At 46.8% G+C, this 20,868-nt stretch carries 20 protein-coding genes and 1 pseudogene; 15 read left to right on the top strand and 6 right to left on the bottom strand.

Translation table 11 applies throughout. The annotated features are described in order from the left end of the window. Positions 1 to 16 precede the first annotated feature (16 nt). Complete coding sequence (locus MHH91_RS19105) at positions 17 to 1,435, top strand: amino acid permease (protein ID WP_014471189.1); 1,419 nt, start codon at positions 17 to 19, stop codon at positions 1,433 to 1,435. A gap of 31 nt (positions 1,436 to 1,466) precedes the next feature. Here the strand turns inward: MHH91_RS19105 and MHH91_RS19100 are convergent, their stop codons facing one another. Beyond that, positions 1,467 to 2,669, bottom strand: coding sequence for a multidrug effflux MFS transporter (locus MHH91_RS19100; RefSeq protein WP_014471188.1), 1,203 nt, complete (start codon positions 2,667 to 2,669; stop codon positions 1,467 to 1,469). A gap of 220 nt (positions 2,670 to 2,889) precedes the next feature. Here MHH91_RS19100 and MHH91_RS19095 point away from each other — a divergent pair, with 220 nt between their 5' ends. The 7 genes from MHH91_RS19095 (at position 2,890) to MHH91_RS19065 (ending at position 10,187) form a co-directional block, all read left to right on the top strand. Further along, positions 2,890 to 4,128, top strand: coding sequence for an MFS transporter (locus MHH91_RS19095; protein WP_014471187.1), 1,239 nt, complete (start codon positions 2,890 to 2,892; stop codon positions 4,126 to 4,128). A gap of 161 nt (positions 4,129 to 4,289) precedes the next feature. Continuing rightward, a complete protein-coding gene (locus tag MHH91_RS19090; protein WP_014471186.1) occupies positions 4,290 to 4,904 on the top strand; it encodes a bacilysin biosynthesis protein BacA in 615 nt (204 codons plus the stop codon). Next, complete coding sequence (locus MHH91_RS19085; protein ID WP_014471185.1) at positions 4,894 to 5,604, top strand: cupin domain-containing protein; 711 nt, start codon at positions 4,894 to 4,896, stop codon at positions 5,602 to 5,604. Before MHH91_RS19090 ends, MHH91_RS19085 begins: the two co-directional genes overlap by 11 nt. Continuing rightward, positions 5,601 to 6,362 carry a dihydroanticapsin 7-dehydrogenase gene (bacC, locus tag MHH91_RS19080; protein WP_013353985.1) on the top strand — a complete coding sequence of 254 codons (762 nt, stop codon included), beginning with the start codon at positions 5,601 to 5,603 and terminating at the stop codon, positions 6,360 to 6,362. Before MHH91_RS19085 ends, bacC begins: the two co-directional genes overlap by 4 nt. A 16-nt stretch (positions 6,363 to 6,378) precedes the next feature. Then, complete coding sequence (locus MHH91_RS19075; RefSeq protein WP_014471184.1) at positions 6,379 to 7,797, top strand: ATP-grasp domain-containing protein; 1,419 nt, start codon at positions 6,379 to 6,381, stop codon at positions 7,795 to 7,797. Next, positions 7,794 to 8,975 carry an MFS transporter gene (locus MHH91_RS19070; protein ID WP_007407671.1) on the top strand — a complete coding sequence of 394 codons (1,182 nt, stop codon included), beginning with the start codon at positions 7,794 to 7,796 and terminating at the stop codon, positions 8,973 to 8,975. Before MHH91_RS19075 ends, MHH91_RS19070 begins: the two co-directional genes overlap by 4 nt. A 12-nt stretch (positions 8,976 to 8,987) precedes the next feature. Continuing rightward, positions 8,988 to 10,187: a pyridoxal phosphate-dependent aminotransferase gene (locus MHH91_RS19065; RefSeq protein ID WP_014471183.1), complete on the top strand. Its 1,200-nt coding sequence runs from the start codon at positions 8,988 to 8,990 to the stop codon at positions 10,185 to 10,187. 14 nt (positions 10,188 to 10,201) lie between these two features. On the opposite strand, the gene MHH91_RS19060 is transcribed toward MHH91_RS19065, so the two are convergent. Next, positions 10,202 to 10,981 (bottom strand): SDR family oxidoreductase, encoded by a 780-nt coding sequence (locus MHH91_RS19060; protein ID WP_014471182.1) that lies wholly within the window; start codon positions 10,979 to 10,981, stop codon positions 10,202 to 10,204. 118 nt (positions 10,982 to 11,099) lie between these two features. Further along, positions 11,100 to 11,864 carry a hydrogen peroxide-dependent heme synthase gene (gene hemQ / locus MHH91_RS19055; protein WP_014472352.1) on the bottom strand — a complete coding sequence of 255 codons (765 nt, stop codon included), beginning with the start codon at positions 11,862 to 11,864 and terminating at the stop codon, positions 11,100 to 11,102. A gap of 256 nt (positions 11,865 to 12,120) precedes the next feature. Between hemQ and pta the strand changes: the two genes are divergently transcribed. Beyond that, positions 12,121 to 13,092: a phosphate acetyltransferase gene (gene pta, locus MHH91_RS19050; protein ID WP_013353978.1), complete on the top strand. Its 972-nt coding sequence runs from the start codon at positions 12,121 to 12,123 to the stop codon at positions 13,090 to 13,092. Between the two features lie 38 nt (positions 13,093 to 13,130). On the opposite strand, the gene MHH91_RS19045 is transcribed toward pta, so the two are convergent. After that, entirely contained in the window at positions 13,131 to 14,108 is a 978-nt protein-coding gene (locus tag MHH91_RS19045; protein WP_014471180.1) for a YeiH family protein, read from the bottom strand. A gap of 114 nt (positions 14,109 to 14,222) precedes the next feature. Here MHH91_RS19045 and MHH91_RS19040 point away from each other — a divergent pair, with 114 nt between their 5' ends. From MHH91_RS19040 to MHH91_RS19015, 6 genes are all read left to right on the top strand, one after another. After that, positions 14,223 to 15,113, top strand: a complete 891-nt coding sequence (locus MHH91_RS19040; protein WP_014471179.1) for a LysR family transcriptional regulator — start codon at positions 14,223 to 14,225, stop codon at positions 15,111 to 15,113. A 55-nt stretch (positions 15,114 to 15,168) separates the two neighbouring features. Further along, a complete protein-coding gene (locus MHH91_RS19035) occupies positions 15,169 to 16,032 on the top strand; it encodes a lipoate--protein ligase family protein (RefSeq protein ID WP_014472351.1) in 864 nt (287 codons plus the stop codon). Between the two features lie 153 nt (positions 16,033 to 16,185). Further along, positions 16,186 to 16,365, top strand: a complete 180-nt coding sequence (locus MHH91_RS19030; protein WP_013353974.1) for a hypothetical protein — start codon at positions 16,186 to 16,188, stop codon at positions 16,363 to 16,365. Positions 16,366 to 16,414: 49 nt separating this feature from the next. Then, a complete protein-coding gene (locus tag MHH91_RS19025; RefSeq protein WP_014471177.1) occupies positions 16,415 to 17,338 on the top strand; it encodes a DUF6895 family protein in 924 nt (307 codons plus the stop codon). Beyond that, on the top strand, positions 17,307 to 18,104 hold the full coding sequence (locus tag MHH91_RS19020) for a hypothetical protein (protein ID WP_014472350.1): 798 nt from the start codon (positions 17,307 to 17,309) through the stop codon (positions 18,102 to 18,104). The genes MHH91_RS19025 and MHH91_RS19020 overlap by 32 nt, the downstream gene beginning before the upstream one ends. After that, positions 18,095 to 18,931 carry a hypothetical protein gene (locus MHH91_RS19015; protein ID WP_014471176.1) on the top strand — a complete coding sequence of 279 codons (837 nt, stop codon included), beginning with the start codon at positions 18,095 to 18,097 and terminating at the stop codon, positions 18,929 to 18,931. Before MHH91_RS19020 ends, MHH91_RS19015 begins: the two co-directional genes overlap by 10 nt. Here the strand turns inward: MHH91_RS19015 and MHH91_RS19010 are convergent. Further along, positions 18,921 to 19,874, bottom strand: a complete 954-nt coding sequence (locus MHH91_RS19010) for an ABC transporter permease subunit (protein WP_014472349.1) — start codon at positions 19,872 to 19,874, stop codon at positions 18,921 to 18,923. The genes MHH91_RS19015 and MHH91_RS19010 overlap by 11 nt on opposite strands. Further along, a pseudogene (locus MHH91_RS19005) lies at positions 19,871 to 20,791 on the bottom strand (ABC transporter ATP-binding protein). The gene MHH91_RS19010 and the pseudogene MHH91_RS19005 overlap by 4 nt, the downstream one beginning before the upstream one ends. Positions 20,792 to 20,868: the final 77 nt, after the last annotated feature.

Here is a 20,868-nt window from a genome sequence, read left to right as displayed (position 1 = left end):
GATAAGGGGGATGTATATGCAGGGAGATACCAATCAAAATGAATTACAGCGCACGATGAAGGGCCGGCATTTATTTATGATCGCCCTCGGCGGCGTGATCGGGACGGGGCTGTTTCTGGGCTCAGGTTTTACGATCAGTGAAGCGGGGCCGATCGGCGCGATAATGGCTTATGTGATCGGCGGATTTTTAATGTATCTGGTGATGCTTTGTTTGGGGGAGCTTGCAGTCGCCATGCCGGTCGCCGGTTCGTTCCAGGCGTATGCCGCAAAGTTCCTGGGGCCGTCGACGGGTTTTACGATCGGATGGATGTACGCATTCAGCTGGGCCAATACAGTGGGGCTTGAGCTGACGTCGGCGGGGATTTTAATGCAGCGGTGGTTTCCGGACGTTCCGATTTGGGTGTGGTGCCTTGTATTCGGCGTCGTCATTTTTTCCATTAACGCGCTGTCTGCGCGGAGTTTTGCGGAAATGGAGTTTTGGTTTTCCAGCATTAAGGTCATGGCCATTGTATTGTTTATTATTCTCGGCTGCGCTGCCGTGTTCGGCTTTGTCGGTTTTAACGGCGGTCAGACGGCGCCGTATCTGTCAAACTTTATGACGGACAAAGGGCTTTTCCCGAACGGGGCACAGGCTGTGCTGTTTACGCTTGTCATGGTGAATTTTTCTTTTCAGGGAACCGAACTGGTCGGAATCGCCTCGGGAGAAAGCGAAAACCCGGAAAAGACGCTTCCCCGCTCAATCCGAAACGTCATATGGCGGACGCTGTTTTTCTTTGTGCTGGCGATGTTTGTTCTCGTATCCATTTTGCCGTACCAAACGGCAGGCGTCATCGAAAGCCCGTTTGTGGCTGTGTTAGATAAAATCGGCGTTCCCTATGCGGCTGATATCATGAACTTTGTCATTCTGACCGCCATGCTGTCGGTGGCGAATTCCGGGCTGTACGCTTCGTCCAGAATGATGTGGTCACTATCAAAAAGCAAAATGGGCCCTGCTTTCTTAACGAAACTGACGAAAAAAGGCGTGCCCCTGAAAGCTCTTTCCATCACCATCGCTATCTCCGGTTTATCCCTGCTGACAAGTGTAGTCGCGGCTGAAACGGTGTATGTATGGCTGATTTCCATTTCGGGTATGATTACCGTCGTCGCGTGGATGTCAATCTGCGCTTCACAATTCGTTTTCCGCAGGCGCTTTCTCGCTGAAGGAGGAAATCTGGAAGACCTGGCATTTAAAACGCCTCTTTATCCGCTCGTGCCGATTCTCGGATTTTCGGTCTACGGGCTGATCTTAATCAGTCTCATCTTTATCCCCGACCAGCGTATCGGTCTGTACTGCGGCGTCCCGCTGATGATCATCTGTTACGCGTATTATCACTTCGGTATCAAAAAACGCTTGAAGCGTGAGCCGGCTTCTTCGGAAAAAGGCGCCGCAGGATAAGAAGAAAGCCCTCCGCAATAAGCGGCGGGCTTTACTTTGTTTTCCGTTTTGCCGACAGAGCGTAGGAAAGAACGGCAAAGAGCTGAAAACCGAAAATGCTGACAGCCATCGGCCAGGCGTTTTCTTCTCCGGCTATTCCGACCAGTGGGGCGGCAGCCGCGCCGCCGATAAATGGCAGGAGTCCGAGAAGAGCCGCAGCGCTCCCCGCGCCTTTCTCTTGTTTTTGCATAGCCAAAGAAAAGCCTGTCGTCGTGACGACCCCGACTGAAGAGACAATAATAAATAAAGAAATGCAGACCGCTGTCAGGCCTAATCCCAATGCAAGCGATAAAAGCAAAGCGATGCTCCCGATGACGGCAATGAACAGCCCGGCGATAAACAGCTTCCGTTCATCATGTGTTTTGGCCATCCGCCCGGTGATTTGAGCAGCGCATATGATTCCCGCTCCGTTTACGGCGAACAGCAAGCTGAACGTTTGCGCTGACACGCCGTAGATGTTTTGCAGCACAAACGGCGACCCGGCAATATATGCGAACATGCCGGTCATCACAAACGCCTGGCTGAGCGCAATTCCCATAAACATCCGGTCGCCGAGCAGGCCCCGAAACGTCATCAGCGTCTCCCGGAGTCCGCCGCTTGTCCGTTTTTCAGGCGGAAGTGACTCAGGCAATGCCGTAATTACTGCGGCAAAAATGATACAGCCGATCACCGCCAGCACGATAAACACGATTTTCCACCCGGCGAACTGAAGGATAAATCCCCCTGTAATCGGCGCTAAGATCGGCGCCGCCCCATTCACAAGCATCAGTAATGAGAAAAAAGCCGTCAATTCTTTTCCGGAATACATATCGCGTGCGGAAGCCCGTGCGATGACGATTCCGGCCGCCCCTGTGAACCCTTGAATAAACCTCATGACAATTAAAAACGAAACAGAAGGGCTGAAGGCGCATAATAAAGAAGACAGCATATAAAGCAGCAATGACAGAATCAGAGGCCTCCGGCGCCCGATCATATCACTGAGCGGCCCGACAACAATCTGGCCGATCGCAAGCCCTAAAAGACAAAACGTCAGGCTCAGCTGCGCAAGTGACGCTGACGTATGGAGGTCGGCCGCCACTTCAGGCAAAGCGGGCAGATACATATCGAGTGAAAGCGGCCCGAATGAAGCCAGCGTCCCGAGAATCAATACCATGCCGAGGCCTGCGCGGCCGGCCTTTGAATAACCGTTATTCATTTCATGACCCACCTTAACAAATGATTCTATCACTATAGCATAACCGGATGGCATATTTTATAACATTTGCTGAATATAAACTAAATATTTTATTTAAAATCTGAATGTAAATAAAAAAATGAAATTAGTTTTCGTATGAAATGTAAAATGAAAAATAAGGATGCTAAACTATAAAACAACAAAAGGTAGAAAAGTTTTACGGAAGAGGTGTTTAAAGAGCATGAACAGCAAACAAACCGAACACATCGAAACGAAACGCCGATTTCCGGTCTTTCTCGCGCTTGCTTTGACATTAGGCGTATTTGCCGCGGGTTCTGAAGAGCTGGTGATTTCCCCGCTGCTTCCGGATTTAGCGCAGGCTTTCAGCTCGGATGTCAGTGTGCTGGCGCTTTCCATCAGTATTTACGGAGTGATGATTTTTATTGGGGCGCCGCTTTTGGTTCCGCTGGGAGATAAATATTCCCGTGAACTCAGCCTGATGGCGGGGCTTCTTATATTTACGGCCGGCACGGTGATCTGCGCGCTGGCGCACAATATCTTTTTCTTCTTTCTGGGCAGGGCGCTTTCCGGGCTTGCGGCGGGTGCGTTTGTGCCGACAGCTTATGCGCTGGTCGGCGACCGTGTGCCTTATGCGCATCGCGGCAAGGTGATGGGTCTGATCGTTTCGAGCTGGTCGCTTGCTTTGATTTTCGGTGTTCCGATCGGCTCTTTTATCGGCGGTGTTTTGAATTGGCGGTGGACATTTTGGATTTTCGCCCTGATGGCTGTCCTCGTTGCTTCGCTCATTTTCATTGAGGCGCGCCGCAGCACGGCGGATGGGGACAAAACAGAAGAGGAAAGCGGACGGCAGGCAGGCACCTTCCGGGATGCGCTGAAGGTGCCCCGTGTTCCTGTATACCTCACGATCACTTTTTGCAACATGATCGGTTTTTACGGCATGTATTCATTTCTCGGCACGTATCTTCACCGCGTGCTGCCGGGAGGAAATACCGCTTCCGGGCTGATGATCATGGTGTACGGAATCGGGTTTTCCATGAGTGTGTTCACGGGGAAAATCGCCGACAAGGCGGGAAAAATGCGTTCCCTGATCGCGGCATTGGCCGTTATCAGCATATGGCTTGCCTGTCTCGCTTATGCGCCGTCATCAATGCCGTTTTTGGTCATCGGGTTATTCGTCTGGGGCTTGATGCAAAGCCTGACGGTGACCTTGCTCAGCACCATTTTAAGCGATTGCTCACAGAGCCGCCGGGGCAAAATCATGGCATTCTACAGTCTGGCGTCCAATTTGGCCGTGACCCTGGGTTCGGCTGTCATGGGTCCGGTCTACGTCGGATACGGATATGCAGCTGTCGGGTTTATCTGTGCGGCCGTCACCCTCATCGGCTTTGGCCTCAGCGTTTTTGCTTACAGAAGATATGGCAGACATGAGCATACGGCTGACCAATCATTGTATCGGTAAAATAAAGTTTCTATAATTTTGTAAATGTTAATTTTTAACACCTTAGTTTATAAGGTGTTTTCTATTATATAGGAATAATTATCAATATTTTCAAATAATATTGACAGTTTGAATCTCTATGGATAATATTTACTTAAAATTTAACAGATTGGTTGGTGCTCATGATTATATTGGATAATAGCATTCAGACGAAAAGCAAGGCTTATTCAATATCTAAACTGATTACGATCAACACGCTCGGTCCTGAAGGGACAAGCAGTGAGTACGCAGCAAAAAACTTCATCACCAATTTTACCCTCCTCCAAGGGGTGAACAGCAAGTTATCTCTGCATGATACATTTGAATCGTGCATTGAAAAAACGCTTCAAAGTCCGTTGGAATACACAATTGTGCCTCACGCGTATGACGGTATTAAGCATTTCTACATGAGACCGGATCTGCAGCTTCTGCAAATTTTCAGGTGCGACACCCCAATGTACGGCCTGGCTGTCCGGCCTGATTTTGAATATACCGATGACATGCTTGATAAGGCTGTTATCGTATCCCACCCGTCTCCTATCAATTTGATTAAGTATTTTACCCGTAAAGATGTCACGTTTGATCTGGTGAACTCAACAAGCGCAGCCGCAAAAAGAGTGAAGGACGGTTTGTCCGACATCGCGCTGACAAATGAACTGGCCAGACAAAAGTACGGCCTTCAATTTGTAAAAACATTTAAAAGCATTCCCATGAGCTGGTCATTATTCGGAAAAGGAGAGATTCATGATGAAAACTAAACAAGACTTGCAGGAACTTTATTTCCCGACGCCTAAATTAATAGAATGGGAAAACGGAGTAAGACAATATTCATCCGTCAGAGGCGATACGGAAGTTCTGCTCTCTTACGTTCCGCCGCATACAAACGTCGAACCGCATCAGCATAAGGAAGTCCAAATCGGCCTTGTCGTTTCCGGCGAGCTGTCCATGACAGTCGGAGACGTCACAAGAAAGATGACGGCGCTGGAATCAGCCTATATCGCGCCTCCTTATGTGCCACACGGCGCAAGAAATGAAACGGATCAAGAAGTGATCGCTATTGATATTAAACGCCTTAAAGCCGGTGAAACCTACACAAGCCCCGAGGATTATTTTTTGAATATTTTTAAAACGAGAGACTTATTGCCTGGTATGGAAGTCACATTCTTCGTGGAGGACTGGGTGGAAATCATGCTTGCCAACATTCCGGGCAACGGCGGGGAAATGCCGTTCCATAAACACCGCAATGAACAGATCGGCATCTGCATCGGCGGCGGCTATGATATGACCATTGAAGGCTGCAAAGTGGATATGACATTCGGAACAGCTTATTTCTGCGACCCGAGAGAAGATCACGGCGCCATCAATAGATTTGAAAAGGATTCAAAATCAGTCAATATCTTTTTCCCTCCGCGCTATAACAGAGCAAAAGCGAAAAAATTAGAGGCGAAAGAGTCATGAACCTGACAGATAAAACCGTCCTCATCACAGGGGGCGCATCAGGCATCGGTTATGCTGCGGTTCAGGCGTTTCTGAATCAGCAGGCAAATGTGGTCGTCGCGGATATTGATGAGGCGCAGGGAGAAGCGATGATCCGGAAAGAAAATAATGACAGGCTGCATTTTGTCCAGACGGATATTACAAATGAACCGGCATGTCAAAACGCCATCCTGTCAGCGGTTGACAAGTTCGGCGGATTGGACGTGTTAATCAATAACGCCGGCATCGAAATTGTCGCCCCGATTCATGAGATGGAGCTGAGTGATTGGAACAAGGTGCTTAATGTCAATCTCACGGGCATGTTTCTCATGAGCAAGCACGCGCTGAAGTATATGCTCAAAAGCGGCAAGGGCAATATCATTAACACGTGCTCCGTCGGTGGAGTCGTCGCATGGCCCGACATTCCCGCATATAACGCATCTAAAGGCGGCGTTTTGCAGCTGACGCGTTCTATGGCCGTCGATTATGCGAAACACAACATCCGCGTCAATTGCGTGTGCCCGGGAATCATCGACACACCTTTGAATGAAAAGTCGTTCCTTGAAAATAACGAAGGCACGCTTGAAGAAATCAAAAAAGAAAAAGCGAAAGTCAATCCGCTGCTGAGGCTCGGCAAGCCTGAGGAAATAGCGAACGTCATGCTGTTTCTCGCCTCGGATTTATCAAGCTATATGACCGGAAGCGCCATCACCGCAGACGGTGGATACACCGCACAATAGAGAAGGAGTGTTACATATGGAGAGAAAAACAGTATTGGTTATCGCTGATCTTGGGGGCTGCCCGCCGCATATGTTTTACGAAAGCGCAGCCGAAAAATACAACCTCGTCAGCTTTATTCCGAGACCCTTTGCAATTACAGCCTCTCATGCGGCCTTAATTGAAAAATACTCGATTGCGGTCATTAAAGATAAAGACTATTTTAAGAGTCTGGCTGATTTTGAGCATCCCGATTCGATTTACTGGGCTCATGAAGATCATGACAAACCTGAGGAAGAAGTCGTCGAAGAAATCGTCAAGGTGGCCGACATGTTTGCGGTTGACGCCATTACGACCAACAATGAACTGTTTATCGCTCCGATGGCAAAAGCGTGTAAACGTCTCGGCCTGCGGGGAGCGGGCGTACAGGCCGCTGAAAACGCGAGAGATAAAAACAAAATGAGAGCCGCCTTCAACCGGGCCGGCGTCAAATCCATCAAAAACAAACGGGTGACGACCCTGGAAGATTTCCGCGCCGCGCTTCAGGAAATCGGAACGCCGCTTATTCTGAAGCCTACATATCTGGCGAGCTCGATCGGCGTGACGCTTATCAAAGAGATGGAAACGGCCGAAGCTGAATTCAACAGAGTCAATGAGTACTTGAAATCGATTAACGTACCGAAAGCGGTCACGTTTGAAGCGCCGTTTATCGCGGAAGAATTCTTGCAGGGCGAGTATGATGACTGGTACGAAACAAGCGGTTATTCCGACTATATCAGTATCGAAGGCATCATGGCCGACGGAGAATACTTCCCCGTCGCGATCCATGATAAAACACCGCAAATCGGATTCACGGAGACAGCGCATATTACGCCGTCCATCCTGGATGATGACGCCAAGCGGAAAATCGTCGAAGCTGCCAAGAAGGCGAATGAAGGACTCGGCCTCGAAAACTGTGCAACGCATACAGAAATAAAATTAATGAAAAACCGGGAAGCCGGACTGATTGAGTCAGCGGCCAGATTCGCGGGATGGAATATGATTCCGAATATTAAAAAGGTCTTCGGCGTCGATATGGCGCAGCTATTATTGGATGTTCTCTGTTTTGGAAAAGAAGCCGATCTGCCGAAAGGATTATTAGAGCAGGAGCCATGCTATGTCGCAGACTGCCACTTGTATCCTCAGCATTTCAAAGAGAACGGCCAGCTGCCTGAGACGGTTGTCGATTTCGTCATTGAAAGCATTGAAATTCCTGACGGCGTCTTAAAGGGAGACACTGAACTCGTTTCTTTCTCAGCGGCGGAGGCGGGTACGTCAGTGGATCTGCGGCTGTTCGAAGCGTTCAACAGCATTGCGGCGTTTGAGCTGAAAGGAAGCAATTCGAACGACGTGGCCGAATCAATCAAACAAATTCAGCAGCAGGCGAAGCTGACTGCAAAGTATGCGTTATCGGTATGAAACAGCTGAAACCGAACTCTAAGTATTTGCTTTTCGGGCAGGCGCTTTCGTTTATGGGAGACTATTGCGTTCTCCCGGCCCTGCTCATTTTGTCTACATACTATCATGACTACTGGGTGACGTCCGGCGTCATCGCGGTCCGCAGCATTCCGATGGTGTTTCAGCCGTTTTTAGGCGTGCTTGTGGACCGGCTCGACAGGGTGAAAATCATGCTGTGGACGGATGTGATCAGAGGTGTCATCTTCTTGGGGCTGACATTTCTCCCGAAAGGCGAATATCCGCTGCTTTTTCTGGCGCTGCTGTTTGTCTCTTACGGAAGCGGCGTGTTTTTTAACCCGGCCCGTCTCGCGGTCATGTCGTCTTTAGAAGCGGATATTAAAAATATCAATACCTTATTTGCCAAAGCCACGACGATTTCGATTATTGTCGGCGCCGCAGCCGGCGGTCTTTTTCTATTAGGCGGTTCTGTCGAGCTTGCCGTCGCCTTTAACGGGGTAACCTACCTTGTCTCCGCGTTTTTCATCAGCCGTATTAAGCTTCAATACGTGCCGATTCAGTCAGAAAACGTGAGAGAAGCCTTTCAGTCGTTTAAGGAAGGCCTGAAGGAAATCAAAACAAATGCTTTCGTGTTAAACGCCATGTTTACGATGATTACGATGGCGCTGTTATGGGGTGTCGTCTACAGCTATTTTCCGATTGTCAGCCGCTTTTTAGGCGACGGGGAAATCGGCAATTTCATTCTGACGTTCTGTATCGGCTTCGGCGGCTTTATCGGCGCCGCCCTTGTCAGCAAATGGGGCTTTAACAATAATAAAGGGCTGATGTATTTTACAGTGTTATCAATTGTCTCGCTTGCGCTGTTTTTGTTCACCCCGATTTTCGCCGTGTCAGTCATTGCCGCCATTCTTTTCTTTATTGCAATGGAATACGGCGAGGTGCTGGCGAAGGTCAAAGTTCAGGAGAATGCGGCGAACCAGATTCAGGGCCGGATCTTTTCCGTGGCAGAGGCGTCCATCGGATTGTGCATCGCCGTCGGTTCCATGCTGATCAACATTGTAGATGCGGCGGTTATCATGGCGTTTATCGTGCTTCTGGTCAGCGGGTTGTTTCTGCATACAAAACTGGTCAATAAATCGTTTTCAGAACGGAATAACGAATCGGAGCAAATTCATTTATAAGGAGCCTTTCAGATGGAAATCATACCGTCCGACGTCATCAAGACACTTCCGAAACAGGAATTTTCGCTCGTTTTTCAAAAGGTAAAAGAGTTGGAGAAAACGGGGGCCCGGATCATCAATCTAGGGCAGGGGAATCCCGATCTCCCCACTCCGCCGCATATCGTTCAATCATTGCGGGAGGCTGCGCTGAATCCTTCGTATCACGGATACGGCCCGTTCAGAGGCTATCCGTTTCTGAAAGAAGCCATCGCGGAATTTTATGAGAGAGAATACGGTGTATCGGTCAATCCGGAGACAGAAGTTGCGCTGTTCGGCGGAGGAAAGGCGGGTTTGTACGTTTTGACGCAATGCCTGCTGAATCCCGGCGACATCGCCTTAGTCCCGAACCCCGGCTACCCTGAGTATTTATCGGGAATTACAATGGCCAGAGCGGAGCTGCATGAGATGCCGCTTCATCCAGAGAACGGCTATCTGCCGGATTTTGAGCAGATTGATCCCGCCGTCCTGAAAAAAGCAAAGCTGATGTTTTTGAATTATCCGAATAACCCGACGGGCGCGACAGCGGATCAGGCGTTTTATGAAAAAGCGGCGGCGTTTGCTAAAAAACATGACATCCATCTCATTCACGATTTTGCATACGGCGCGTTCGAATTTGATCAGAACCCGGCCAGTTTTCTCCAGGCGAAGGAAGCCAAGACGGTCGGCGCGGAGCTGTATTCATTTTCGAAAACCTTCAATATGGCAGGCTGGAGAATGGCGTTTGCCGTGGGGAATGAAAAGATCATTCAGGCGGTCAATGAATTTCAGGATCACGTATTCGTCGGTATGTTCGGCGGCCTTCAGCAGGCGGCAGCGGCGGCGCTGTCAGGAAGCCCTGAACATACAGAACGGCTGAAGCGCACATATCAGGAACGGATTGATTTTTTCACTGAGTTATGTGAAAAGGAATTGGGCTGGAGTATTGAAAAGCCGAAAGGGACTTTTTATGTCTGGGCTGAAATTCCGAATGAATTCGAGTCTTCACACCAATTTTCGGATTATCTGCTGGAGCATGCCCATGTTGTCGTGACGCCCGGCGAGATTTTCGGCAGCCGCGGAAAGCGTTATGTCAGAATATCAATGGTGGCCAAGCAGGGGGACTTGAGGGAATTCGTTTTGCGGATTCAAAAGCTCGGTTTGTCCTTTGCTTCATTACAAGGAACATCCCGCTGACAGCGGGATGTTTTTTATATGCTTTTCATGCTTCCGCCGTCGGCCGACACTTGCTGCCCCGTAATATAAGAGGCTTCTTCCGAGGCGAGAAAGGCAGCCAGCGCCGCGGCTTCTTCTGCGGTTCCGACACGCTTCATCGGAACGCCTGAGGCAATCCGTTCTTCCGCTTCTGCTTTGGAAATGCCGTTTTGCTTCATGACATTCTGCACGAATTGGTGATAGCGGTCTGTGGCGATAAATCCGGGATTCAGACAATTGACAGTGATGTGAAAAGGCGCAAGCTGAATGGCGATATTTTTGCTGGCATTAATTAAAGCGGCGTTCATCATGCTGTTGGTAAACATGTTGGCGCCGGGCTCTTTCCATAGGTTTCCCACAATATTAATGATTCGGCCGAATTCGTGCTGCTTCATGATCGCTGCGGCTGTTTTCATAGAATCGATATAAGCGATTGTTTTATTCGTAAAGGTATTTGTCATATCCTCTATATCGCAGTTTTCAAAAGTGTCCGGCGAGCCGCCCGGTATGTTGTTGATCAATACATCAAGCCGTCCGCATTTTGATCTGATTTCTTCAAAAATGCCGCTTCTCGTCTTCTGATCCGACATATCCCCGGCCAGAACGGTGACGCCCGCATCCGGATGTTTGGCGAGAATCTCTTCTTTTACGGATTCAATATTTTCGGGAACTCGTGAATTAATGACGGTATGAAAGCCATTGTCCGCCAGTTTCAGAGCGATCGCTTTGCCGATCCCCTGACTGGCTCCCATAATAAATGCGGTTCGTTTAGACAACTGTCTGCACCCCTTTACCAAAATGGAATCTCTTTTACATCGTAAAAAAAAACGAAGAAAATAGCAAATTTTATTTAAATTCTGATAAATGAAAACCCGCCAAAGAGGCGGGTGGGTATTACACGTGTAAAAACTGCGGAAGCGTGTCGAGAGACAATCGGTTTCCGACAAAAAATGAACCGAATTCGCCGTAGCGCGCGCTGACTTCGTCAAAGCGCATTTCATAGACAAGCTTTTTGAACTGAAGCACATCATCACTGAAGAGCGTGACGCCCCATTCGTAATCGTCAAAACCGACAGATCCCGTGATAATCTGTTTGACTTTGCCGGCATAGCTCCGTCCGATCAGGCCGTGGCTTCTCATCAGGCTTTTGCGTTCATCCATAGAAAGCATGTACCAGTTGTCATTTCCGTTTCTTCTTTTATCCATCGGATAGAAGCAGACGTATTTCGCTTCCGGCAGCTCAGGATACAGGCGTGCGCGGACATGCGGATTTTCATACGGATCGCCTTCTCCGCTAGCCAGGTAGTTGCTCAGCTCCACCACGGACACGTAAGAATAAGCCGGGATTGTAAATTCAGCAAGCTTTGATTTATTAAATTCAAGCTCAATTTCGTTCAGCTCTTCCATTGTCGGGCGAAGAATCATTAGCATAAAATCGGCTTTCTGTCCGACGATGCTGTAGATGGTTTGCGAGCCTTTGCCTTCTTTTTGGGCGACGCCCCATTTTTCAAGCAGTCCCGTAAATTCGTGAATAATCGACAGGCGCTCATCGCTGGATAACAGCTTCCATGACGTCCAGTCCATTGTGCGGAAATCGTGATGCGCGTACCAGCCGTCAAGCGTTTGGGCGGCTTCGTTCGTTTTTTGCTGCTCACTCATGTATCTTCACTCCTATATCTTTTCATTGATGCCTTCACTATATCACAGTTTAACCGTTTCAGCTGTGGAGAAACCTTGAATAATCCATAGCCTTGTGTCAGAAACTAAGCCGTGAACAAACCGTCAGTTAAATTAGTTAGAAAAATAAGATTTTTCTTTGAAAGCGCTATAATGAAAGTTGGTTATTTGAATTTAACAGGAAGAAGAGTATGCTGTAAAAGTAAGCGTTTTTTGTCAACATAGAGGAGGGTATATCGTGGCAGATTTATTTACAAAAGTACAAGAAAAAGTAGCAGGAAAAGATGTAAAAATCGTATTTCCTGAAGGAATGGACGAACGTATCCTGGTTGCGGTCAACAACTTGGCGGGCAACAAGGTATTAAAGCCGATCGTAGTCGGCAATAAAGAAGACATTCAAGCAAAAGCGAAAGAATTAAATCTTACGCTTGACGGCGTTGACATTTTTGACCCGAATACATATGAAGGCATGGAAGAACTCGTTCAGGCTTTTGTAGAACGCCGCAAAGGCAAAGCGACGGAAGAACAGGCCCGCAAAGCCTTATTGGACGAAAACTATTTCGGCACAATGCTTGTGTACAAAGGTCTCGCGGACGGACTTGTCAGCGGAGCTGCACATTCTACTGCCGATACGGTTCGCCCTGCACTGCAAATCATTAAAACAAAAGAAGGCGTGAAAAAAACATCAGGCGTCTTCATCATGGCTCGCGGTGACGAGCAATATGTATTCGCTGATTGCGCGATCAACATTGCTCCTGACAGCCAGGACCTTGCCGAAATCGCCATTGAAAGCGCCAATACGGCTCAAATGTTTGATATTGACCCGCGCGTTGCCATGCTCAGCTTCTCTACAAAAGGATCGGCGAAATCAGACGAGACGGAAAAAGTGGCCGAAGCGGTGAAAATTGCGAAGGAAAAAGCGCCTGAACTTACGCTTGACGGCGAATTCCAATTTGACGCTGCATTTGTGCCGTCTGTTGCGGAGAAGAAAGCGCCGGACTCCGAAATTAAAGGAGACGCGAATGTATTTGTATTCCCAAGCCTTGAAGCAGGAAACATCGGCTACAAAATCGCTCAGCGCTTAGGCGGATTTGAAGCGGTTGGACCGATTCTGCAAGGATTAAATATGCCTGTAAACGATCTTTCCAGAGGATGTAATGCGGAAGACGTCTACAATCTTGCGTTAATTACGGCGGCTCAAGCGCTGTAATCCGGAAAATGCCGGCCTTTACGAAGGCCGGCATTTTTTTATAGAAAGAAAGTCACTGCCGCCCAGCCGAACAGGGATAAACAGAGAGAACCGATCAAACCAGCCGCGAGCGCCCGCCAGCCGTTCTGACGAAACGCCGATATATGGACTTTTAAACCGAGCCCCGCCATCGCCATGCCGATTAAAACATAAGACACTTGCACAAGAAACGCGGAATGCGTGGCAGAAATGACGCCTGATGTGTGGATGGCGCTCATTCCGAGAAATCCGAAGATAAACCAAGGGATGGGCAGCGAAGCGGCAGAAACTGTCTCTGACTTACCGCTGCGGCGGGCCCGCATGCCAAGCATGAATGCGGCCGGAACGAGCAGCGCGACCCGGGTCAGCTTGACGATCACCGCCATCTCGACGGCTGTTTTTCCTCCGGCGCTGCCGGCCGCCGCCACATGCGCCACCTCATGAAGCGTTGCCCCGCAAAAGGCCCCGTAAGCCGCGGGCGAAAAGCCCAATACATGATAAGAAAGAGAATACACAACAGTAAAAACGGTTCCTAATAATGAAACGGCGGCTGCACTGATGGCTGCTGCATTTTCATTTGATCTGATCTGCGGCGCGATCGCGGCAATGGCAGCCGCCCCGCAGATCGCTGTGCCGCAGGCCGTTAATATGCTGATTGTCTGATCCATACGAAACAGCCGGGACAGTCCGTATACAACAGCGCCCGCAAACATCATACAGCAGACGGCAATTGCAAATACGTGCCAGCCGGCATGATAGATATCCGCCAGGTTCAGTCTCATGCCAAGCAGGATAATGCCTGCTTTCAGCAAGTATTTGCTTGAGAACGCAATCCCCGGCTCTAATGCCGCCTGATGTCCGAAAACGGCGCGCCAGAGCATGCCGATCAGCATCGCGAGGACAAGCATTCCGAGCATTTGTAAAAAAGGCAGGCGGCTGACATAGAAAGCCGCAAACGCAATTCCTGCGGTAACTGTAACACCCTTTACCATCTTCATTTCAGTCACTTCCCATTTGTTGATAACTCCACTTTACTGCGGTCTTAATCATTAGTAAAATATATTTATATGATCTAAACGATTAGGAAAAATAATAATTAGGGGCGATGCTTTTTGTATTATGGGGAACTGAAAACATTCATTGCGGTCGTGGAAGAAAAAAACTTTACAAAAGCGGCGCAGAAGCTGATGATTTCTCAGCCGAGCGTCAGTCTTCACATTAAAAATCTGGAGAAAGAATTTCAAACCGCCTTGCTGAACCGCTCGCCTAAGCACTTTACGACAACGCCGACGGGAGACATTCTCTATCAGCGCGCCAAGCAAATGGTCTTTTTGTACGAGCAGGCGAAAACCGAAATTTACGCCCATCACCATTATGTCAAAGGGAAGCTGAAAATCGCAGCGAGCTTTACCATCGGCGAATATATTCTGCCGCCGCTTCTCGCAAAGCTTCATGCCGAGTATCCCGAGCTGAACCTGGACGTCATGATCGGAAACACGGAGGAGGTCAGTGAAGCGGTTCGGATGCTTGAAGCCGATATCGGATTAATTGAAGGGCATACGGGGAAAAACGAGCTCGACATTCAGCCGTTTATGGAGGACGAATTGTGCATTGCCGCTCCGAACGGACACCCGCTCGCCGGCAAAAAAAACATATCGGTTACAGATTTGCAAAATCAAGCGTGGGTGACGAGGGAGAAGGGTTCGGGAACGAGGGAATATTTAGACCACGTCCTTCATTCAAACGGACTGCGGCCGAAATCCTTGATGACGATCAGCAGCAACCAGGGCGTCAAGGAAGCCGTCATCAGCGGAATGGGCCTTTCCGTCCTGTCAAAAAGCGTGCTGCAAAAGGATCTGCTTCACCGCAGCATTTCCGTGCTTGAGATAAAAGGATTCTCCTTGAAGCGGAAACTGTCTATCATTCAATCTTCCATTATGGAGAGCACAAAAAACAAAGAAATCTTTATCGCTCTTTTGAAAAGCCAATTTCAATCATCTTAAGCGGAGTGATATAATAAATGCATGAAAAGCCTATGACGAAAGGGATTTAATATAGATGGGAAAGCAACCGATTGATTTATTGATGCAGCCGAGCTGGAGAATCATTGACCAATCCAGCCTCGGCCCTTATTTTGATGCGAAGCAGTCATTCGCAATAGATGATACGCTGTGCGCCTCCGCAGGCAAAGGGGAATCGCCTGCGACAGCACGATCTTGGGTGCACCACCGGACAATCGTGCTCGGCATTCAGGACACACGGCTTCCATTTTTAGAGGACGGCGTGAAATTGCTGAAGGACGAAGGCTACCGTGTCATTGTCCGCAATTCCGGGGGCCTCGCGGTCGTTCTCGATGAAGGCGTATTGAATATCTCGCTTATTTTTGAAGATGAGAAAAAAGGCATCGACATCGACAGAGGCTACGAGGCGATGACAGAGCTGGTGCGGCGGATGCTGAGTCCGTACAATGCTGAAATTGAAGCGTATGAAATTAAAGGATCGTACTGTCCGGGGAGCTATGATCTCAGCATCGGCGGCCGAAAATTCGCGGGAATCTCACAAAGACGGCTGCGGGGCGGAACCGCGGTTCAAATTTATCTCTGCGCCGATAAAAGCGGCAGTGAAAGGGCCGACTTGATCAGACGTTTCTATCAATCCGCTTTAAAAGACAAAAGCAATGATACAAAAGGCGTATACCCCGACATCCGGCCCGAAACGATGGCATCATTAAGTGAATTGCTGCAAACGGACATTTCCGTACAGGACTTAATGATGGCGCTTTTGACCGAACTGAAGGAACTCAGCGGCCGCCTGTATGCGTCCGGATTATCACCGGAAGAAGAAATCGTATTTGAAAAAAATCTGACCCGAATGCTTGAGCGGAATGAGAAGGTGTTTGGTACGCAGGAAAGCTTGGACTGAGTCCGGGCTTTTTTTATTTTTGGTAATTATATACTGTTTATTTATAGTGAAAAAAGAAGCATTATATCAAAACTAGTTTACAATATATACCTTATTTGATTAATATATTGATGTAGGTTCCAAATAATTCTATAAACTAAAGGAGATGGAGATATGAATTTTAAAAAAATAAAAGAAGAAAAAAGAATCACGATCCCGACACATTTGTTAGCCGGAGATGCAGAGCAATCAGGCAATACTTTCGCTTGGAGCGGCTGGGTGCTTGTAGTGCCAAGCCAAGAAGACAATCAAAACCCGAATTTGAATTTCTCTGATCTAGCCACTCAAAAGTAAATTATCAGCTGTTTGGAACCTACACATCTGAGACAAGGTGGTGAAAAATTTGACCCAAGCGTACATAAAAGAAATTAAGCGGGGAGCACTGTCATGGATCGTTGAGAATATTCATTTCTTTGATATGAATCATAAAGTAGCGAATGATTTCAGATGGCGGCTTAAAACATTTATAGAGCTCATTTTTCTTACCAATTACCTGATCAGAAATCAGGCAGATGATAAGGAGGTTACGGTTTTAACAGACTTTATTACAGAAAGGCTTCACAATGAAAAGCTTGAAGAATTTATTCATTTTGATCCGGACGGTCTTGCTGGATTGGCTATTGCGGGGGAATTTCTTACCTTAACTGATCACCCGTCCCGGGCTTCGGTGATATGGGAGCTGAAAAAATTCACGGCATCGCGTTTTGATGGCAGCCTTGCTAAAATTCCCTTTCGGAAAATGGATCTGAAGTACAGTCTGGAAAGAGCGGGCGTGACTTCAGAAATAACGGATTTTTCTGACTTATATAACTACACAGCAGCTGGTCAGAATATCCCAAATACATATATGACTGATCATGATGCGTACAGTATAACTCATACGATTTTTTATATAACAGACATGGGATGTTCTTCGCTTACAGATAAGGAGTATAATCTGCCGTCTTTGAAAGAAAAGGTCCTGAAGTTTCTCGGGATTTATATATGTCTCGAGAATTTAGATATTACCAGTGAATTATTGATGTGCAGTTCTTTTTTAAATATTGACATGGAAAGAGAAAATCATAAACCGCTCTATGAGGCAGCATGGAATAAAATATACCAGGGCCGAATGAAAGAGGGGAATGTTCCAGGCATCACCTATCAACATCAACCCGGTTTGAAAGATGAACAGCGAAGAGAAGATGTGTTTAAACATTGCTACCATACAACACTTGTTGCTGCGGGAGCTGCGCATGCCTGTCTTAGAGCAGAAAGGAACTATTAACTTGAACAGATTAGCTGAAGAGACGGATCAATTTTTATTATCTTTTGCCGAACAATCGCTTCCGGATATGAAGTGCATTCAGCTGTTTGCAGGCTTCTGCAAATACTACAGAAAGACGAGCCATTCTTCCGCTGTAAAAGAACATATTGAACGGATTGCGTCTGCTTTCGTTGATAAGTCATGCTGGGAAGATCTGTTTCACAGTAACACAGCCATTGTGAATGAATTGATTCATATTTATTTAACTGCAAGAGCCTATAAAAAGAAGCAGGGATTAAAAGCGGATGATCAGATTATACGTCATGGGTTGCAAAACGGCTATTCTATAAAAAAAGAATGGCCATATTTTAAATACGCTGAATTAGTCGGTTTGCTGAACGAGTTGGGAATGTCTTCTGATGATGAGAAAGTGCGTTTTTACAAAGATTCGATGTTTCAGCCTTTGCTTCATGACGCATGGAAAAGGACAGCTGAAAACGAGCTGGAGTTTATTGAGTATTGTCTTCTTTATTTAGATGAGGGAGAGCATCAGCTTCATCCCGGCTTGAAGGCTTCCATTCAAAAATGGCTTGTGTTTTGTCTCGGCAGCAGAAATATGAAACAGCTGTGCACTATGTTATTTATTCAATCATGTATCGATCCTTTTTTTTATGGCTGTCAAGCAGCTCTTCATTATATAAATAACGAAAATCCATCCATTCATTGTGCCCCGGCTCTTCTGCCGGCGATTGAGATTCTGAATCTGGAGGGTGAAACATGCAGATAGTAGAGGAACATTTTAATATAAAAAAAACAGAAGAATGGCTGCTGGTTTTTTGGAAGAACCTTCAGCTGCACCCGGAAGAAATGGAAGCAGAGGAGCTCATGCACCTGTTTTGCGGTTTAGCGGCATGTCATCATTTCGAAAAAAACAAGGATACGGAAGAAGTCATCCTCTACTTAGACCGTTATTTTGGAGAAAAAACGCACGAATGCCACCCGGTCCTGTTCGCGTACGCGTATCATGTATACCGCAAGATGTATGCCGCCAAAAGCCTTTTTTTTCATAACGGTCGTGAACAAATGGTCAGCGGTTTAAAAGATGAGTTGAAATCAGATCCTTCTTCTATGATCCTAATGGTGTTAGCAGCTTATTTTAAAGCGGTGACCCCGGAAGAGCTGATCGTTTTCTTAGAAAACGGCTTGGAAAGGGAGGCTGATTTGCTTATGGCATCGAGCGGCAGGCAGGAAGAATTAGCGGATGCCCTTTATGTTGTCACTTACTTGCAGATGAAAGAATTGCAGCCTTTTCTCATAGAATGGTACAAAACATCAGACTTTGCTTTCTCAGGCTTAATGTTAGCTGAGTGCAGAAGGTATCACATCGACGCCGTTGCAAAATACACAGCCATTATGAAATTTCTCCAGTTCGATGAGGCGCTTTTTATACGGGAAGGGCGGGAATTTCTATGCTTTCAGCAGCGAAGCAACGGGGGCTTCGGTTATTTAAATCCATTGGCTATGGACCAAGGGAAGGTCAGCGGCAAAATGCTGGACCGTCAGTATTTTTTGCCGTCCGCTCATTATGCCGCCGCCACTCTGTCTATGCTGTAATGTCTCTCTTTTGAAAGACGGTAAATGAAATCAGCAAACAAATAAGAAAGTAGATTGCTATAACTGTCATAGAATAGGGGATGTTTAATGTTGAAATCGCATCACCGGCGCTTTTATTTACATAAGCAACGAGATTTAAATGCGGAAAGAGCGTAAATTTATACCACGTAAATTGAGCAAGCAAATCAGTTCCGCCCAATATACTGCCGGCAAACAGCAGTAAAATGGATAAGCAAAGGGAGAGAGCCTGACTTTTGAATAATACTGACAAAGTGAATGCGATGGTGACAATGCTTATAATTGATATGAAACGTAAAAGAAGAATGATCCCGGATGCTTTTAATGAACTGATGGTATACAGGCTGTCATTTAAATGAGAATAGACGAGCGGATATGAGGCATTAGAAAAACTGAATAACACGCCGCCGATCAGCAAACAGCTTATACAGTAAAATAAGTAAACCATGCCGGTAAACAGGAGGGATGCCAGAAATTTTGATGTTAAAATCCGCCATCTTCGGTTCGGACTTGTAGCGATAAACTTAATCGTCCCAAGAGCAAACTCTTTGGAAACAATCCCGCTGACGGTTAAAATTGCGGTTAAGCTTACGAAAATTTCAAGCCCGTTTGAAGTAACCGTACTGAAAAACCTCCAGCCGTTCCATTCATAGGGGTTAATGTTATGCTCCAAATAATAGTCTTTATTTTTAACATCAGCTGAATAATAAACGCCCGTCGTTTCAGTCGGTTTCTCGATTTCTTCTTGTTTTTTTTCGGCGAGAAGCCGTTCTTTCCAATTGTTATCCGAAGAAGCATCTACCTCATGATTCACGATAAGGCCGGTCAGCAAAACGATGAGAAACAGGAAAAAAAGAGATAAAAGTGTGCCTTTTTTTCGAGTTATTTTTATGAATTCGTTCTGCGCCAGATGAAATATGCTCATACCGCGTCCTCCTTATCTGTTATTATCATGTATTTTTCTTCCAGGGATAAAGTTCTTGCGGAGACGCGGGAAATCAGAATCCCTTTCTCTGCTAAAGATTTAATGACATACGGGATGATGTCTTCTTCTGCTTCAAATTCAATGATGCGGCTGTCTTTTTGCTGTACTTGAAGAATACCTTCCTGTTCTAATATTTCTCTCGCCCTTTCAGGATTATTAACCATGACGGTAAACAGCTTTTTCTGAGCAGGGTCATTTCTTTTTTTCATCTCTTCAATTCCTAAAATCCGTCCCTTTTTGATATAGGCAACCCTGTCGCAAATCTCCTCCATTTCCGACAATAAATGGATTGATATTAAAATAGAAACTCCCTGCTACGCTAAATCAGAAAGAATGGTGCGCAATTCTTTCATCCCTTTAGGATCTAGCCCATTCATCGGTTCATCCAGAATTAATAACTCAGGGTTGTGGAGAAGAGAATAAGCGAGCCCCAAACGCTGTTTCATGCCTAATGAGAAATGTTTTACTTTTTTGCGGGCAGCCTGCTCTAATCCGACTTTTATGAGAATATTCATAAGGTCATCCGTTCGGAGCGAGGCGCTGCGAAGTTTAGTGAAATATTTCAGGTTTTGCAAAGCGGTCATATTCGGATACATGTCCGGCCCTTCGATGATAACCCCGATATGTTTCATGAAATATTCAAAGTCGCTGTCCGGTCTGCCCTTGAATGAAATGGCTCCTTCTGTTTTTTTAATAAGCTGTACGATCATTCTGAAAATAGTGGTTTTTCCTGAGCCGTTCGGTCCTAAAAGGCCGAATATCTCACCTTTTCTCACATCGAAAGAAATTGACTGTACAATAGGAGTATGATTGATGGTTTTAGAGACATTTTTCAATATCAGGGCTGGTTCAGTCATGATATTTGCACACTTTCCTTATGAATTAGGATAAAAGCCGTCAAAACCGAAGAACATGCTTCCGATCAGACCGGCAG

Origin of the sequence: Bacillus sp. FSL K6-2819 (assembly GCF_038008305.1) — a bacterium.
Taxonomy (GTDB): Bacteria; Bacillota; Bacilli; order Bacillales; family Bacillaceae; genus Bacillus; species Bacillus amyloliquefaciens.
The sequence above is the reverse complement of the archived record's forward strand: the minus strand, read 5'-3'. Positions and strand labels throughout refer to the sequence as shown.